Origin of the sequence: Ruminococcus sp. (genome assembly GCF_045129435.1) — a bacterium.
Lineage (GTDB): Bacteria > Bacillota > Clostridia > Oscillospirales > Acutalibacteraceae > Ruminococcoides.
Map to the genome: position 1 here is coordinate 1 of NZ_JBGVJL010000188.1, position 16,783 is coordinate 16,783.

At 40.7% G+C, this 16,783-nt stretch carries 14 protein-coding genes; 11 read left to right on the forward strand and 3 right to left on the reverse strand.

From position 1 onward, the window contains the following. The 6 genes from ACJMMI_RS08635 to ptsP form a co-directional block, all read left to right on the forward strand. Window positions 1-368, forward strand: a 368-nt coding sequence (locus ACJMMI_RS08635; protein ID WP_405354973.1) for a dockerin type I domain-containing protein, incomplete at its 5' end; no start/stop codon positions are given. A gap of 309 nt (window positions 369-677) precedes the next feature. Beyond that, the gene (locus ACJMMI_RS08640; protein WP_405354974.1) at window positions 678-1,427 is read left to right on the forward strand and encodes a DeoR/GlpR family DNA-binding transcription regulator; all 750 of its coding nucleotides are present in this window, start codon (window positions 678-680) and stop codon (window positions 1,425-1,427) included. Then, entirely contained in the window at window positions 1,424-2,329 is a 906-nt protein-coding gene (pfkB, locus tag ACJMMI_RS08645; RefSeq protein WP_405354976.1) for a 1-phosphofructokinase, read from the forward strand. Before ACJMMI_RS08640 ends, pfkB begins: the two co-directional genes overlap by 4 nt. Window positions 2,330-2,367: 38 nt before the next feature. Then, on the forward strand, window positions 2,368-4,311 hold the full coding sequence (locus tag ACJMMI_RS08650) for a fructose-specific PTS transporter subunit EIIC (RefSeq protein ID WP_405354978.1): 1,944 nt from the start codon (window positions 2,368-2,370) through the stop codon (window positions 4,309-4,311). Window positions 4,312-4,424: 113 nt separating this feature from the next. Beyond that, a complete protein-coding gene (locus tag ACJMMI_RS08655; protein WP_117705179.1) occupies window positions 4,425-4,688 on the forward strand; it encodes an HPr family phosphocarrier protein in 264 nt (87 codons plus the stop codon). Between the two features lie 66 nt (window positions 4,689-4,754). After that, the gene (ptsP, locus tag ACJMMI_RS08660) at window positions 4,755-6,455 is read left to right on the forward strand and encodes a phosphoenolpyruvate--protein phosphotransferase (RefSeq protein WP_405354979.1); all 1,701 of its coding nucleotides are present in this window, start codon (window positions 4,755-4,757) and stop codon (window positions 6,453-6,455) included. Window positions 6,456-6,889: 434 nt separating this feature from the next. Here ptsP and ACJMMI_RS08665 read toward each other — a convergent pair whose 3' ends face one another. From ACJMMI_RS08665 to ACJMMI_RS08675, 3 genes are all read right to left on the reverse strand, one after another. Beyond that, a complete protein-coding gene (locus ACJMMI_RS08665) occupies window positions 6,890-7,273 on the reverse strand; it encodes a P-II family nitrogen regulator (protein WP_405354980.1) in 384 nt (127 codons plus the stop codon). Window positions 7,274-7,285: 12 nt separating this feature from the next. Then, window positions 7,286-8,536, reverse strand: a complete 1,251-nt coding sequence (locus ACJMMI_RS08670; protein WP_405354982.1) for an ammonium transporter — start codon at window positions 8,534-8,536, stop codon at window positions 7,286-7,288. A gap of 497 nt (window positions 8,537-9,033) precedes the next feature. Next, window positions 9,034-9,324, reverse strand: coding sequence for a hypothetical protein (locus ACJMMI_RS08675; RefSeq protein ID WP_405354983.1), 291 nt, complete (start codon window positions 9,322-9,324; stop codon window positions 9,034-9,036). A gap of 171 nt (window positions 9,325-9,495) precedes the next feature. Here ACJMMI_RS08675 and ACJMMI_RS08680 point away from each other — a divergent pair, with 171 nt between their 5' ends. From ACJMMI_RS08680 to ACJMMI_RS08700, 5 genes are all read left to right on the forward strand, one after another. Continuing rightward, window positions 9,496-10,083, forward strand: a complete 588-nt coding sequence (locus ACJMMI_RS08680; RefSeq protein ID WP_405354984.1) for a LysE family transporter — start codon at window positions 9,496-9,498, stop codon at window positions 10,081-10,083. 5 nt (window positions 10,084-10,088) lie between these two features. Continuing rightward, on the forward strand, window positions 10,089-10,469 hold the full coding sequence (locus tag ACJMMI_RS08685; RefSeq protein ID WP_405354985.1) for a winged helix-turn-helix transcriptional regulator: 381 nt from the start codon (window positions 10,089-10,091) through the stop codon (window positions 10,467-10,469). 470 nt (window positions 10,470-10,939) lie between these two features. Next, entirely contained in the window at window positions 10,940-11,320 is a 381-nt protein-coding gene (locus ACJMMI_RS08690; protein WP_405354986.1) for a YibE/F family protein, read from the forward strand. A 92-nt stretch (window positions 11,321-11,412) separates the two neighbouring features. Beyond that, window positions 11,413-15,975, forward strand: coding sequence for a lamin tail domain-containing protein (locus ACJMMI_RS08695; protein ID WP_405354987.1), 4,563 nt, complete (start codon window positions 11,413-11,415; stop codon window positions 15,973-15,975). A gap of 232 nt (window positions 15,976-16,207) precedes the next feature. Next, a complete protein-coding gene (locus ACJMMI_RS08700; RefSeq protein WP_405354988.1) occupies window positions 16,208-16,660 on the forward strand; it encodes a metallophosphoesterase in 453 nt (150 codons plus the stop codon). The last annotated feature ends 123 nt before the right edge of the window (window positions 16,661-16,783 follow it).

The window sequence follows — 16,783 nt, forward strand, 5'->3', positions numbered from 1 at the left end:
AAAACTGTTCTTCGATGAAATCAATCACAATCCCAAAAAGTGTTACTTACATTGGCAGCTATGCTGTTGGACTTGCTAACAACAAAGTTATTGACGGATTTATAATTTACGGTTATAAAAATACACAGGCTCAAACCTATGCAACAAATAATAAAATTACATTTAAAGCGTTGCAGGAGGAAACCGTACTTGTCGGTGATGTAAACAATGACGGCAAGGTTACGGTAGCCGATGTAACATATTTGCAGATGTACCTTGCAGGCAACAGCTCTGTAGTTATTAAAAATACAAAGGCGGCAGACGCAAACGGTGACGGCAAAATAGATGTTGCAGATGTTACAAAAATTCAGACAATGCTTGCATCTTAATAAAAATAAAGCTATATTTACAAAGCTGTTTCAACACAGAAAGTTGAAACAGCTTTTTGTTTTATTTTAAGTTTGAATGGAATAATAATACTGTAATCGGGATAGAATATTTTTGAGTATTATTGATTGATTTATGACTGAATTTGATTGGATAATAATTGCAAAAGCAATTTTGTTTGTTAAAATGCACAAAAGTATATGCAATCTTGGATATAAACTAACTGAATTTCAAATTTAATGAACTTTTTTGAAAGAATTTGCTTGACTTTGGCGAAACAGGTGTTATAATATAGTCAAGAGGTGAGGGAAATGCTTACACAGGAAAGATACCAGACAATACTTCAGATATTAAGCGAGAAAAACACCGTTACGGTGCAGGAGCTTACAAAGCTTTTGAATACATCAGAGTCAACTATAAGGCGTGACCTCACAACACTTGACGAGATGGGCAAGCTTAATAAGGTTTTTGGTGGAGCAACCTCAATTCATCAGCTTTCGGGCGTATATGAGGCTGATGTGGAGTCAAGAGAAGGCATAATGCTCGATGAAAAGAAAGCAATCGCTATCTATTGTGCAAAGCTTATCAATGATACAGATTTTGTTTATATAGATGCCGGCACAACCACAGATCTTCTCACAGATTACATTACAAATAAAAATGCAACCTATGTTACCAACGGTATCACCCACGCAAAAAAGCTTATAAGAAAGGGACTTACCACCTACACAATCGGCGGAAGAATCAAACCCGCTACCGAGGCTATTGTAGGTACAGAGGGACTTAGGTCGCTTAAAACATTTAATTTTACAAAATCCTTTATGGGTACTAACGGAATTGAATTAAATGCAGGCTTTACCACTCCTGATATGGAAGAGGGCTTGATCAAAGAGGAAGTTATAAAAAGGAGCTATATGTCCTTTGTTCTTGCCGACAACACCAAATTCAGAAAGGTTTTTCCGATAACCTTTGCAGAGCTTAAAGACTGCTGTATTATAACCGACAAACTCCCGTATGATGAGTTTTCGGAAAAAACAATAATCAAGGAGGTTATGAAGTGATTTACACAGTTACACTAAACCCATCAATTGATTACATCGTTCGTCTTGATGAGCTAAAGACAGGCATTACAAACAGAACTACAAGCGAGGAATATTACATTGGCGGCAAAGGAATTAATGTTTCTTGTGTACTTGCAGAGCTTGGCATTAAAAGCACAGCACTTGGTTTTGTTGCAGGATTTACAGGCGAGGCGATTGAAAAGGGTCTTAAAAATCCTAAAATCACAGCGGATTTTATTTCATTAAAAAGCGGAATTTCAAGAATCAATATAAAAATCAAGGCAGGCGAGGAAACAGAAATCAACTGTCAGGGCCCACATATTGATGAAGAAGAGCTTTTAAATCTGTTTGACAAAATTGACAACATTCAAAGCGGTGACACGCTCATTGTTGCCGGAAATATTCCGAATACATTACCTGATGATGTTTACGAAAGAATCCTCGAAAGACTTGAGGGCAAGGATGTAAGAATTGTTGTTGACGCAACAAAAAAATTACTTGTTAATTCGTTAAAATACAAACCGTTTTTAATTAAACCAAACCGTCAGGAGCTTTCAGAGATTTTTGATACATCTGTTAAGACGGAAAGCGATGTAGTTAAATATGCTCAGAAGCTGCAGGAAATGGGTGCAAGAAATGTTCTTGTTTCATTAGGCGGTGACGGAGCATTGCTCGTAGATGAGGACGGAAAGGTTCATAAAGAGGGCGTTATCAAGGGCTATAAGGTGCTAAACACAGTTGGTTCAGGTGACTCAATGGTTGCCGGTTTTGTTGCCGGCTGCATTGACAAAAAAGATTACGCCTATGCTTTAAAGCTTGGCAGTGCCTGCGGAAATGCAACAGCATTTTTAAAAGGACTTGCTACCAAAGATAAAATTGATGAATTGCTCGCTCAGTTCTGAGTGGGTAGAAATAAATAAACTGAAAAGGAGAAAAATTTATGCGTATTACTGATTTATTAAAGCAAAGTGCCATAGAGCTTAATGTATCAGTGGCAAACAAACAGGCAGCAATCGACAAGCTTGTTTCGTTACACAACAAGAGCGGAAACCTTAAAGATGCAGCCGAGTATAAGAAAGGAATCCTTGCAAGAGAAGAGCTTGGAACAACAGCAGTCGGTATGGAAGTTGCTATTCCGCACGCAAAGAGCGAAGCTGTAAAAGCACCTGCACTTGCAGCAATCACAGTTCCAAACGGCGTTGATTATGACGCACCCGACGGACAGCCTTGTAAGCTTATCTTTATGATAGCAGCTACAACAGACGGTGATGTTCACCTTGAAGTGCTTGCAAGACTTATGCAGCTTTTGATGCACGAGGATTTCACAGCAAACCTAAAGGCTGCTAAAACTCCTAAGGAATTTATTTCAATTATTGACGCTAAGGAAAGAGAAAAATTCCCTGAAGAGCCTGCCGCTCCTGCTCCACAAAAGAGTGGTTACAGAGTTCTTGCAGTTACAGCTTGTCCAACAGGTATTGCACACACATATATGGCTGCCGAAGCACTTGTTAAGGCAGGCGAAAAAATGGGCATTACCATTAAGGTAGAAACAAACGGCTCAGGCGGTGCAAAAAATGTACTTACAGCAGAAGAAATTAAGAATTGTGACGGTATCATTATTGCCGCAGATAAAAATGTAGAAACAGCTCGTTTTGACGGAAAACCTGTTTTCTCTACAAAGGTTGCAGACGGTATTCATAAACCGGAAGAGCTTATTAATAAGATCGTAAACGGAGAAGCTCCTGTATTCCATTCACATTCACACAGTAAAGAGGACAGCTCCTCAAGCGGCAACGAAAGCATTGGCAGACAGCTTTACAAACACCTTATGAACGGTGTATCTCATATGCTTCCGTTCGTTGTTGGCGGCGGTATTTTTATCGCAATCGCATTCCTTATTGATACAATCGCAGGTAACGCAGGTTCGGCAGATTTCGGTACAGTAAACGAAGTTGCAGCTTGGTTTAAGACAATCGGCGGTGTTGCATTCAATGTAATGGTTCCGATTCTTGCAGGCTTTATTGCAATGTCAATAGCTGACCGCCCAGGTCTTCTTGTTGGTCTTGTCGGTGGTTTCCTTGCCACATCAGGTGCTACATTTGCAGCTCCGGGCGGCGATGTTCCTTCAGGCTTCCTCGGTGGTTTGCTCGCTGGTTTTGCAGGCGGTTACCTCCTCCTTGGTCTTGAAAAGCTTTGTGACAAGATGCCTGCTTCACTCGAAGGTATTAAACCAGTATTGATTTATCCGCTTGCCGGTCTTGGTATGGTTGGCGTTATGATGTGTGCTGTAAACCCGATTATGGGTGCAATCAACACAGGTATGACAAACGCACTCAACGCAATGGCAAGCAACGAAGCACTTATGATTCCACTTTGTGCACTTCTCGCAGCTATGATGGCTATTGATATGGGCGGCCCATTCAACAAGGCAGCTTATGTATTCGCAACAGGTGCTCTTTCATCAGGCACACAGGCTTCATATATGATTATGGCAGCCGTAATGGTTGGCGGTATGGTTCCTCCAATCGCAATCGCTCTTTCAAACACATTCTTCAAGAACAGATGGACAGAGGACGAGAGAAAGAACGCAACAGTAAACTACATTATGGGTCTTTCATTCGTAACTGAGGGTGCTATTCCATACGCAGCAGGTCACCCACTTCAGGTTATTCCAAGCTGTATCGTAGGTTCAGCAGTAGCAGGTGCTCTTTCAGCAGTATTTGGCTGTACTCTTATGGCTCCTCACGGCGGTATCTTCGTAGTGGCAACAATCGGCAACCCACTTCTTTACTTCGTTGCTCTTGCAGTAGGCTCGGTAATCGGTATGTTTATGCTTGCACTTCTTAAAAAGCCACTTGACAAAGAAGTAAAAAAAGTTAAATAATTTTCACAAAAAATCTTCCATTCTTTCTTAAAATATGATAAAATAAACTTAATTCGGGCAGGGATTAAACCTCCCTGCCCAACAAAAACTATTATACAAAGGAGTTAATTATTATGGTATCAAAAAAGCTTACATTAAATAACGCATCAGGTTTTCATATGCGTCCCGCATCAGTATTTGCAACAGCTATGGCAAAATTCCAGAGTGATGTTACTATTGATTTTAATTCAAACAAAATCAATGCAAAAAGTCTTTTAAATATTATTGCAGCTTGCATTAAGTGCGGCAGCGAATTTGTAGTAGAATGTAACGGTCCTGACGAAGAAGAGGCTCTTGCAAAAGCAGTTGAGCTTATCGAAAGCGGACTTGGCGAATAAATTGTAAAATCTGAGAGCGTGTCTTGTGGCACGCTTTCTTTCTAAAAATTGAAAGCAGGTGAAGTTATGTTGCACGGAACACCCGCTTCCGAGGGAATCGGACTCGGAAGAGTAATGATTATAGAAGAAACAAAGCTTGAATACAATAATGTAACTGTTACTGACACCGAAGCAGAGGTTGAGCGTTTCAGAAATGCAGTTAAAATATTTTGTGACAATACAGCGGCTCAGGCAGAGGCTTTAAAGGACTCGGCAGGCGAAAAAGAGGCAGAAATTCTTGAGGGTCACATTCAGATGATGAAAGACCCGTATATGTGCGGTGAAATTGAAAAGCTTATTGACAACGGTCAATGTGCAGAGGCGGCACTTGAGTATATGTGTGATATGTTTATCACAATGTTTTCTGCAACAGATGACGAGCTTACACAGCAGAGAGCTGCCGATGTAAAGGACTTAAAAACAAGTATGTTAAGCATTTTGCTTGGTGTAAAAGAGGTTAAGCTTTCGGCTGCTCCAAAGGGAACAGTAGTTGTTGCCAAAGAGCTTACTCCGTCTATGACAGCAGGCATTAACAAGGAAAATATCGTAGGCATTATCACAGAAACCGGAGGTAAAACCTCTCATTCGGCAATCCTTGCAAGAACACTTGAAATTCCGGCTGTACTCAGCGTGAGCGGTGCAGTATCAAAGCTTTCGGCAGGTGCATATGTAATTGTTGACGGCAGCGAGGGCGTTGTAATTGACGAGCCGGACGATGCTGTTATTCAAGAATACAATACAAAGAGAATTAATTTCCTCAAAGAACGCAAAGAACTTGAAAACTTTAGGGGTAAGGCTACAAAAGCTTTAAGCGGTGAGGAATACGAGCTTTTCTGCAATATCGGCAAGCCTGAGGACGCTATAAAGGCGGTTGAAGCAGACGGCGAGGGTGTAGGTCTTTTCAGAACGGAATTTTTATTTATGGACAGAACCGCTTTGCCTACAGAGGACGAGCAGTTTGACGCTTACAAAAAGGCTGCACTCACCTTAAAGGGCAAGCCTGTAATTATCAGAACTCTCGACATTGGCGGTGACAAGGAAATTCCTTATCTCGGACTCAAAAAGGAGGAAAATCCTTTCTTGGGCTTCAGAGCAATCAGATATTGCCTTAAAAACAAAGATTTGTTCAAAACACAGCTTCGTGCAATAGTTCGAGCAAGTGCTTTTGGTGACATCAGAATTATGTTCCCGCTTATCACAGCAGTTGAGGAGCTTAGAGAGGGCAAGGCTCTTGTAGAAGAGGTTAAGTCTGAACTCAGAAAAGAGGGAATAGACTTTAACGAAAATATTCCTGTCGGTATTATGACAGAAACCTCGGCGGCGGTAATGATTGCCGATATTCTTGCTCAGGAATCAGACTTTTTCAGCATCGGTACAAATGACCTCACAGGCTACACAATGGCTTGCGACAGAGGCAATGATGATGTTGCGTATCTGTATTCGCCGTTGCAGCCGAGTGTGCTCAGAGGCATTAAGTATATTATTGATTGTGCGAACAAGAATAATATTCCTGTCGGTATGTGCGGTGAGGCAGCGGCTAACCCAATGATGGTGCCATTGCTTATGTCATTTGGACTCACAGAGTTCAGTGTATCTGCACCGTCAGTTTTAAAGGTAAGAAAAACAATTTCTACCTGGTCAAAGGCAGAGGCAGACAAGGTCGCTGAAAAGGTGCTTGCAATGACCACAGAAAAAGAGATCAGCGATTATCTCAAGACTCTTGTATGATTAATCAGACAACAAGTTTCATAATCAACTCTAAATAATAGTTTGCAAAGGGCAGTATTCAAATCGAATACTGCCCCGAGCCTTTTATGAATATTTTATTATAAGAAGATAGCTTGCAAAATTAATAATTTTCTTGTTCCAGACAACAACTTAGCAACGGTCGGGAGTTAAAAGTATTGAGATTGCCTATGCTTTCTACTCGGAAAAAGAAATTTAGGTCAAGCCTTTAAAAAGGCTCGACCTAAATTTTTTGTTATTTATCCGAAACTTTCTGCTAAACCATAATTTATCAATGCTATCACAATATTAAAAACAGAGCCAGTATTTACACAACAAAACATCCCCAAAGTTTGCAGGCTTTGGGGATGTTTTGTTTAGAATTGTTTATAGAAAGATTTTTAATCCAATGGGTAAATTAATGGGTAATAGTATTATTAGTCATCAAAGTTAGGTGTCTGGATTGCATCATAGCCGGTTTCCCCTGTACGAATTTTAACAGCCTGCTTTAAGTAGTAGGTGAAAATTTTACCGTCACCAGGATTACCCGTAAATGCGGTTTTCTTAATGGCTTCAATGGTTTTTGCTTCCCATTCCTCAGATGAAACCACAATTTCAAACTTGATTTTCGGCAAAACCTGCACATCAACCTTCTGACCTCTGACATATTCGGACATACCACGCTGAATGCCGCAGCCGACTACCTGATAGGCGGTAATTCCGTTTACGCCAATATCCATAAGTGCCTTTTTTACATCGAGGAACATTTCCTCTCGTACAACAGCTTCAATTTTAATAAGCTGACATTCGTTGTTATCCATATTAATCCTCCGTTAGTTATCAAGACCGTTAAATGACGGATATGCTGACTCACCGTGCTGTGTAATGTCAAGACCGAGCATTTCGTCACGAGTGCTTACTCTGATTTTGCCTGTAACAATTCTTGTGATGCCGTAGCATACAAGAGTGCCGACAACTGCGATTACAAGTGTGATGCCAATACCCAAAGCCTGTGCACCGAACTGAGCAAATTCACCGTAAATAAGTCCGTTGCCTGCGTCGGCGTTAATAGCTGTGCTTGAGAATACACCTGTAAGAAGTCCGCCCCAGATACCGCCTGTGCCGTGACAGCTGAATGCGTCAAGTGCGTCATCAAATCCAAATTTCTTTTTGCCGAATGAAATCATAAGGTAGCAAACAGGGCTTGTTGTAAGACCTATAATTACCGCAGCCCAAATTGGTACAAATCCGGCACCCGGAGTAATACCTACAAGACCTGCAACCATACCTGTGCTTGCACCGATAAGTGTAGGCTTTTTGTTTTTGATAACATCGCAGAACATCCAAGATAGGATTGCTGCGGCAGCGGAAACTGCTGTTGTCATAAATGCGTGAGCCGAAAGTCCGTTTGCCTCAAGAGCAGAGCCGGCGTTAAAACCGAACCAACCGAACATGAGGAGAGATGCACCGAGAACAACTGTCGGAATGTTGTGAATTCTGTAGTTAGCGTGTTCGTAATCGTGACGCTTGCCAAGAATAATGCAAAGAACAAGTGCCGATACACCGGAGCTGATGTGAACAACATCGCCGCCGGCAAAGTCGAGAGCACCGATACCGTCAAGACCAAGAAGTCCGCCGTCTGCCCACACCATATGAGCGAGAGGATAATAAACAAGTAAAGACCAGAGAATGATGAACACAAAGAGTGATTTAAACTTCATTCTGCCGGCAACCGCACCTGTGATAAGAGCAGGAGTGATTACGGCAAACATCATCTGAAATCCGCAGAATACCATATTAGGAATAGCTGCATCCTCTGTGTAGCCTTCGGTAAGTGATACGCCCTCAAGTCCTATCCAACTGAGGTCGCCGATAATACCGTTTGAGCTTGGAGCAAAGGAGAGTGAGTATCCAAAGAGTACCCACATTACAATGCCTGTGCCGATGATGAAAATTGAAGTCATCATTGTGTTTACTACATTCTTTTTGCGAACAAGTCCGCCGTAAAACATTGCAAGACCGGGTGTCATAAGGAACACTAGGGCCGAGCAAATCAGCATAAAACTGATATTTCCTGCATCCATTTTTAAAACCTCCACATAAACCGATTGAATAAAAACAAGGTTCACCGTATCTTTGAAATTTGCAGGAAAATAAAATTAAATTGCAAATTTATCAAAAATAAAGTGAACCTCTTTGTTCTGAAATATTCATTTTGAAATTAACAATAAATTAAGAAGTTTTCCGGAAACTTACTTTACAAGTTGAATTATAGCCTTATTTTTGCCGTTTGTCAATAGATTTTTGCAAAAAAATCAGCTGTGATTTAAAAATATTTTATTATAGGTAAATTCAAGCACAAAAATTTTAATTTTAATAATTTTGCAAGAAATTTTATAAAACTTTCATTTTGTGTAAACTTTGACTTGCTTTTGTGTGCTTTGGCACAAAGAAAATTGCAATCAATTCAAAAAAGGTTTATGCAGAAATTGATGACTTTATAGAATAACAACAAACCGCACCTGTGTAAAATCGGGTGCGGCTTGCTTTTGAAAAATGGTGAGATAGTATTTTTTGAAGATTATGCTACTGTGTAAATTCTTACTTCCGGATCAGCGTCCCATAATGGCTTTAAGCCAACAAAAACATCGTTCTGAAAAAGCTCGCTTGAAAGGTAAGCCTGAGCGTTTTCTACTGAATCAAAGCCATGGAGTACCTGTACATCATCTTCACGAACAAGAAGATTTTTTGTAAGTGCACCGTTTATTGTATCAAGGAACGGCTGACGGTAGTCTGAATATACCTTTGCGGCGGCAGGGCGATTTTTCTCGCTGATTTTCATTGTAATTTCAAGATAAGCGTTTACTTTCATAAATAAAAACCTCCAATTTGTTTTGCTCATTGAGCTTGCACTCATTATACGAAATTGACTTTAAAATTGTAAGATATAAGTCAATTTATTAGTCACTAATAAATTTAATAGTAACTTGTATTTGTACAGTAATTTCTGTATACTTATGCTATAATATTATGGAGGTAAATTATGCCGACAGCAACACTTACTTTGATGCTCGGATATATGCTTGTAAGCTCATTTACACCGGGTCCCGGTAATATTCTTGCACTTAACACAATGATGAATTATGGTTGGAAAAAGGGAAAACAGCTTATTTTTGGAATAGGTTTAGGCTACTTTGCAGTGCAATACATCTGCACCGCAGCGGTGTACTTTTTAAGTGTGTATCTTGAAGGAGCAATGAAGTACATAAAATACGCAGGTGCAGTATATCTTGTGTGGCTTGCAATACACATAATGCTAAGTAAAGCGGAAAATCGGACGAGTGAGAAAAAGGCAAATTTTGCTACAGGATTTTTTATGCAGCTTGTAAATGTAAAAATATATTTTTATTGCACAACCCTGCTGTCTGTGTATATAGTACCGTATTTTCAATCATTAATTTATATAGTGCTTATGGGATTATTTGTAATTTTTATAGGCTGCAGTGCCACTATGACATGGGCTTTTCTGGGGCTTAAATTACAGAAATTCTATACTGCACATTTTAAGGTATGCAACATAGTTCTTGGTTTATTTTTGCTTTACTGTGCATACGGAATTATCGGGAGTTGAATAAAATGTATCAGCATAAATTAGAAAAGGATATACGCTGTCCGCTTGAATACGGATTGCAGGTTTTCGGCGGAAAATGGAAGTCAAGAATAATCTGTGTGCTTGCCGAAAGCGGTACGCTTCGCTATAGTATGCTCAGAAAATCAATGGGAAACATAACCGACGCTGTGCTTGCCTCAACGCTTAAAGAACTGATGGCAGACGGCATTGTGGAGAGAAAATCTTATGATGAAATTCCGCCAAGAGTGGAATATTGCCTTACTGAAAAAGGAAAATCCGTAGTGCCGATTTTGCAGAATATATGTAAATGGGCAGGTGCTTATCATCGTGATGACAGCGAAAACGCACTAATTCAATGCAAAAAATGTGATTATAATAAGGAGTAATATGGAAGTTAAATATACAGAAGAAAAGATTTTTACAAAAGAACAGGTGGAGGAGCTTTTCCTCTCTGTAAACTGGGTGTCGGGTGAATACCCTATTTTGATGATGTAGCAGACGGAAACGTTGGAACTATTAGCACTGGTTGAACATTTTGATGCCTGAAATAAGTGTCAAAAGCGGAAAATCAAACCGTGCTCCGAATATAAAAATATATCAAAAAACGGCTTAAACGCAGTGTTTAAGCCGTTTTTGAGTGGCAGGGGCAGAAGGACTTGAAGCGGAATGGGGATTTAATCAAATGTTATCTAATCACTTGTGACGTTATATAGTTTTATATCCTGTTTTCTGTTTGGAAATCAGATACCCCTGCATAATAGTATAGATGATAATGTAAAATCATTTTGGTATAATTTTGGTAGAAAAATGGTAGAAGAATTGCCCGCTGAATTATTCTGAAACCAGAGTTTTAATTATGAGAGCTAAATATCATATTTACCTTACAGCAGAGGAACGCAGAGTTGTTATCAATAGTCTGATTGATTTGAGAAACGATCTCATTTCACGAGGTAAGTACACCGACATCATAGATGAACTCATAATCAAGTTCACTAAAGCTAAAGTCAAGAAAATCAAGATTATTCTCGCTTTTACAGGCAGTTCAATAAACACTCTCGTATATATTTACAGCTACAATTACAGCTACTATCAGGTGCTGAATATGTATTCAATCGGTATTGAGATAATACAGGGAATTTCGGCAACTCTGGGAGTAATTCTCACCGTTCCGTTTGTAGCATTCATATCATCAATGTTTTTGTCACGCAGACGCAAACGCCTTGATAACATAAATTAAACATTAATTTACATAAATAAGATGAAAAGTGAGGATGCGATTTTACAATTGTGTTTTATAAAGGTATTAATAAATTAAGAAAGGATAATTTTATGAAGAAAGCACACAGTAAAATCAGTTCAAGAATTATTGCATCTGTAATGGCTCTTACCATTTCTTTATCAGGTGCGGCAACAACTGCAGTTTATGCGGCTGATACCGAAAGCGTCAGCGGCACTCCTCTTATTTTTACGGAGATTGTACCCGACACCGACAATGTAAGCGGAGCTGACGCATACGAATACCTTGAAATTTTCAATTCAAGTAATTCGGACATTAAGTTAAGTGATTATGAAATTCACTATTCCTACACCAACAGCGATACGCTCTGGACTCCCGACCAGAGCGACCTGACAGTTAGTGCAGGCGGTAGTATTGTTTTGTGGGTGCTCAACGGCTCCAACAATGAGCTTACACAATCAGATTTTAACTCGTACTACGGAACAGACCTTGTTATGGGTGAAAACCTCGGTACAATCCAGTGCGGAGGACTTCACAACTCAAAGGCAAGAAGTCTTGAAATCCGCACACCGCTCGGTGAAGTGCTCTCCCACATAGAGTACAATGACGGCGATGTAAAAAAGGTAAAGCTGAAGAAGGGAATTACTTTTGCTTACGAAAACGGCAACGTCAATGAAACCCGACTCGGCTATGAAACAGACGCAAACCCCTCGGTTGTTGAGGATAATCAAAAACCTTCCGAAACGTTTGCCTTTACAAATCCTTCGGATTTATCGGCTGAACTCAATTGTACAGATAAGGTGCTTTTCGGGGAAAGCTTTAAACCTTCACTGACTGTTTCAGGCAGTAACAGAGCACTGAAAGCAGAGCTTGTTATCGCTTCGGAAAACGGTGAAAAGTCATATCCCTTTACAAAAACGGAAAGCGGAATCAATGCTGAAATTTCATACAGCGAGCTTGCAAATCTCAAATCCTTTTCATGCTATGCAAGTGTATATGACGGAGTTACAACCTTTACTACTGACAAAAAGGACGTAACGGTGTTTGCAGAGGGCGAGCTTGAAAATAACATTTCACCGCTTGTTGTTACCGAAATTCTTCCCGACAGCAGTAATATTAACGGCTCGGATGCCTATGAGTTTATTGAAATCTATAATAACAGTGATGAAGATATAGATTTCAGCGACTACAAAATCTATTACAACTATCCCGACAGCGCAACCGACGCACTCTGGGAAAGCACTCCGTCAAAGGTTGTCATTCCCGCAGGCAAGGCGCTTGTATTCTGGATTAAAAACGGTAATAATAACAGCCTTACAATTGATGACTTCAACGCTAAATTCAATACAAACCTTGTGATGAATGAAAGCCTTGTTGAAATATACAGCGGAGGTATGGCTAACAGCGACGCAAGAGGCGTTAAGATTACCTCAAATGTAAAGGATGAGCTGAACTATGTTCTTTACAACAAAGGCGGTGCTGACGATACAACAGCAGACAAGTCAATTAAATATATGCTTGATGTTTACACAGGCGAGATGAATATGGTTTCAAATGCTTCTGACCCCACACCCGGAACGGTTACAGAAGATGAAAAGCCTGAAATGGCTGCAAAAACAGTAAAACCCGAAAATCCGCCCGTGCTTACCGACAACACTCCTGACTCCTTTGACGGTGGAAGCAATTTAAGATTTTCACTTACCGCACAACCCGACAATGTTCCCGTAAAAACTGTTGAGCTTTATATAAAAGACAACACAATGCAGGATTTTGAAAGATATAATCTCCTGCGTGAAAACGGCGACGAGTTCGGCAAAGATGTTCTCTCCGTTGACCTTACAGGCAAGAAAAGCTATACCTATTACTTTACGGTGAGCGACGGTGTGAACAAGGTTTCAACAGAAGAAAAGACAATCTTTTCAACAAATCTGTCAGAAGAAAATCTCACACTTAACCTTGCTGAAAATCAGCAGATTTCAAGAGATACACTTGTTATAGGTTCGTCGGAAAACGGAAGTGAAATTAAGCTTTCGATTGACGGAAACGACGTAACCGAAAAGACAAAGCCCTCGCTCAGCAAGGACGCAATGTTCGTTTTTGAAACTTCACAGACGGATACCTTCTTTAAGAACGCTGTAGCAATCGGCAACGATGTAATCGGAATTTTTGACGACGGCACATATGACAGCTGGCAGACAATAGCTTATCCGATTTCAACAAGCTACTTTACCAAGGGCGAGCCTCTCACAATTTCAATTCACGCAGGCAACAAGGCAAATCCTCTTGAGCATAATGAGGAAAACAACGACGACTTTGTTGTAAAGAATATCAGACTTATTCTGCCCAACGGTCTTACTTTGAGAACAGAAAAATACAGCAGTCCCGATACGGAAATTAAAATGGGAGACAGCACAGGCAAAATTGAAATTCTCGACGCAGAATTTACTGCTCCTGATTCAGCATATACGGGCGTTTCGTATAGCTGGAACACAGCCGAAACAAACAACGGTCAGCATACGGTTTCTTTATCGGACGGTTCTGAAACAAAAACGGTAAACGTAAATGTTGACAACACAAGACCTGAAATTACAACAAATATTGAGCCGAAGCAGTACAAGGGAAATAACGAGATTACAGCCTCGGCAGTTGATAACGGCTCGGGAATAAGTGAATTTACGGCAACGCTCGACGGAGAAAAGATTAATCTTCCCTACAGCTTTTCGTCAAAATCACTTGCAAGCGGAGAACATACGCTTGTACTGACAGCAACCGATATTGTAGGCAACAAAGCCGAAAAAACCGTTGTGTTCACAACACCGAAGGAAAACCCCGAAAAGGCGGTAAATCTTTCTGACAACGGTGCAAAAAATCCCACGCTGACAGCAACAGTCAATGACCCGACAAACGACGTTATGATGGTTGTATTCAAAAAGGGCGACACCTTCTCGACTGCAAACGGTGAAATCAGCGTTAAGTCAGGCGTTTCAGACACAACCGGTAAAGAACCCGAAAGCTATAACAGCGAAACAACAGTATCAACACTGAACGGCTATCCTACTCTTACTTATGAGCTTGAAACAAACGGAGTGTCAAAAACAGACGACATTATCGGAGTAAGCTGGAACGGAACATCAGACGAGAATGCAAAAATCAGCCTTTATGTGCAAAATGCTGACGGCAAATGGGATAAAATAACATTTGTAAAGGCAGATGAAAACGGAAACGTAACAATCAGCAGTGAATTTGAGGGAGAAAAATATCTTAACAACGGCAAACTCAGACTGATGGTGCAGAACGGAGAGGGATACACTCCGACCTCATATGAAGCAGGAACACCGGCAAATCCGACTGACAACAAGGAAATCACAACGGAAAATGCAGAGGACCTCGACAGAAACCTCTACGACTTTACCTTTGCAGTCGAGTCCGACACACAGTACTATAACGAAAACCTCACAGATATTTACAGACATCAGGTTAATATTCACGACTGGCTTATTGCAAACAGACCGAGAATGAATATTCAGTATCTTTTCCATAACGGCGATATAATCGACGACTTTGACCAGACGTACGAATGGGAAAATGCTGATGCGGCATATAAAAAGCTTGATGACGCAAACTTCCCGTACGGAGTTCTTGCAGGTAATCACGACGTAAGCCATAAGGACGAGGACTATTCAAACTACTGCACATATTTCGGCGAGAGCAGGTATTCCTCAAATCCTTGGTACGGCGGAAGCTACAAGGATAACAAAGGTCACTACGACTTAATCAGCGCAGGCGGAATTGATTTCATAATGGTATATATGGGCTGGGGAATTTATGACGAAGAAATCGAGTGGATGAACGATGTTCTTGCACAGTACCCCGAGCGTAAAGCAATTCTAAACTTCCACGAATATCTCCTCACAACTAAAGGCTTCGGCGAACAGCCGCAGAGAATATACGATGAGGTTGTTGCAAAGAATCCGAATGTATGTATGGTGCTTTCGGGACACTACCACAGTGCCGCAACAAGAGTGGATCAGTTTGATGATAACGGCGACGGAGTGAATGACCGCAGTGTGTATCAGATGTTGTTTGACTATCAGGCACTTGATGAAGGCGGCAGAGGATATATGCGACTTATGCACTTCTCGCTTGAAAATCAGAAAATAACCGTAAAAACCTATTCGCCCTCCGAGAACAGCTATCATTCGGGAGCAATGGACGACTCACTTGAAAGCTTTGAAATCCCGTTTGCAGAGCTTGGAATTGAGTCAAAGCAGAAAACGCTCTCATCAGACAGCCTGTCGGTAAATCTCTACCACAGCGATGTAATTGCCGAAATCAACGGAGTTGAAAGCGGTTCAACCGTAAACGCTGTTTGGAACCGTACAGACGGAGAAACCGGCGGCTGGTACGTTGAAGCAAGAGATGACTTCGGAGGAATTTCAAGAAGCGAAATTGCTTATCTGAGTCATCCTGCAATCAAAGGTGACGTAAACGGTGACGGTGTAGTAAATGTAGCTGATGCAACCGAAATACAGATATATCTTGCCGAATTGGTTGAATTAAGTGAAAAACAGAAAATTTCGGCAGATGTAAACGGCGACGGAGTAATTTCAATTTTTGACGCAACTGAAATTCAGAAGATTGCGGCAGAAGTTTAATGCTAAAATATAATAATCGCTGAATTAATTAAAAGCAGGAGATTGCAAACGTGCAGTCTTCTGCTTTTTTGATGTTGCCTTATCGACTGTATCTGACAAAAAACAAACTTAGTTTACAGCTAAAAATCTTAAAAATGGCACAAATTACCAGTATCGCTACAGAGTAGATGACGGCGAGTGGAGTGAGCCTGAGGACTATAGAAATGTTGACGCAACAGACGGCTTTAAGTTTATTGCGGTAGGCGACCCACAGATAGGTATCGGTGTAGGCGGCTCAGAGGCTGACACACAGCGTTGGGTAAATACCCTTAACCTTGCTACAGCAAAAGCAGGGGATGCAGCGTTTATCTACAGTATGGGCGACCAGATTGACGGAAATCTTGAGTTTGACCAGTATGCAGGCTTTATGTATCCACAGACTCTCCGTAACTATTCAATCGCTACAACAGCAGGTAACCACGATTGTGATGTTCCTAATATGCAGTGGCACTTTAACAATCCTAATGTTACCGATTACGGTGTAACAAGTGCAACAGGCGACTACTACTTCTCATATGGCGACACACTCTTTATCAATCTTAACTCAAACGCAGTTTTGAAGTCATCAAAGAGCAGTGCGGTTATTGCAAAAGAGCACCGCAAGTGCATTGAAGAGGCTATTGCCACTACAATGCCAACAACTTAAGAAAAGTTGTGGCATTTACCCCGTATAAAATCAAATGGCATATTTAGGACAAGATACTTTTCGCTGATGAGAAAAAATTGGTCGATTAAAAGACCTGTCTGGTTTAACAGGAACAGGCTGTTT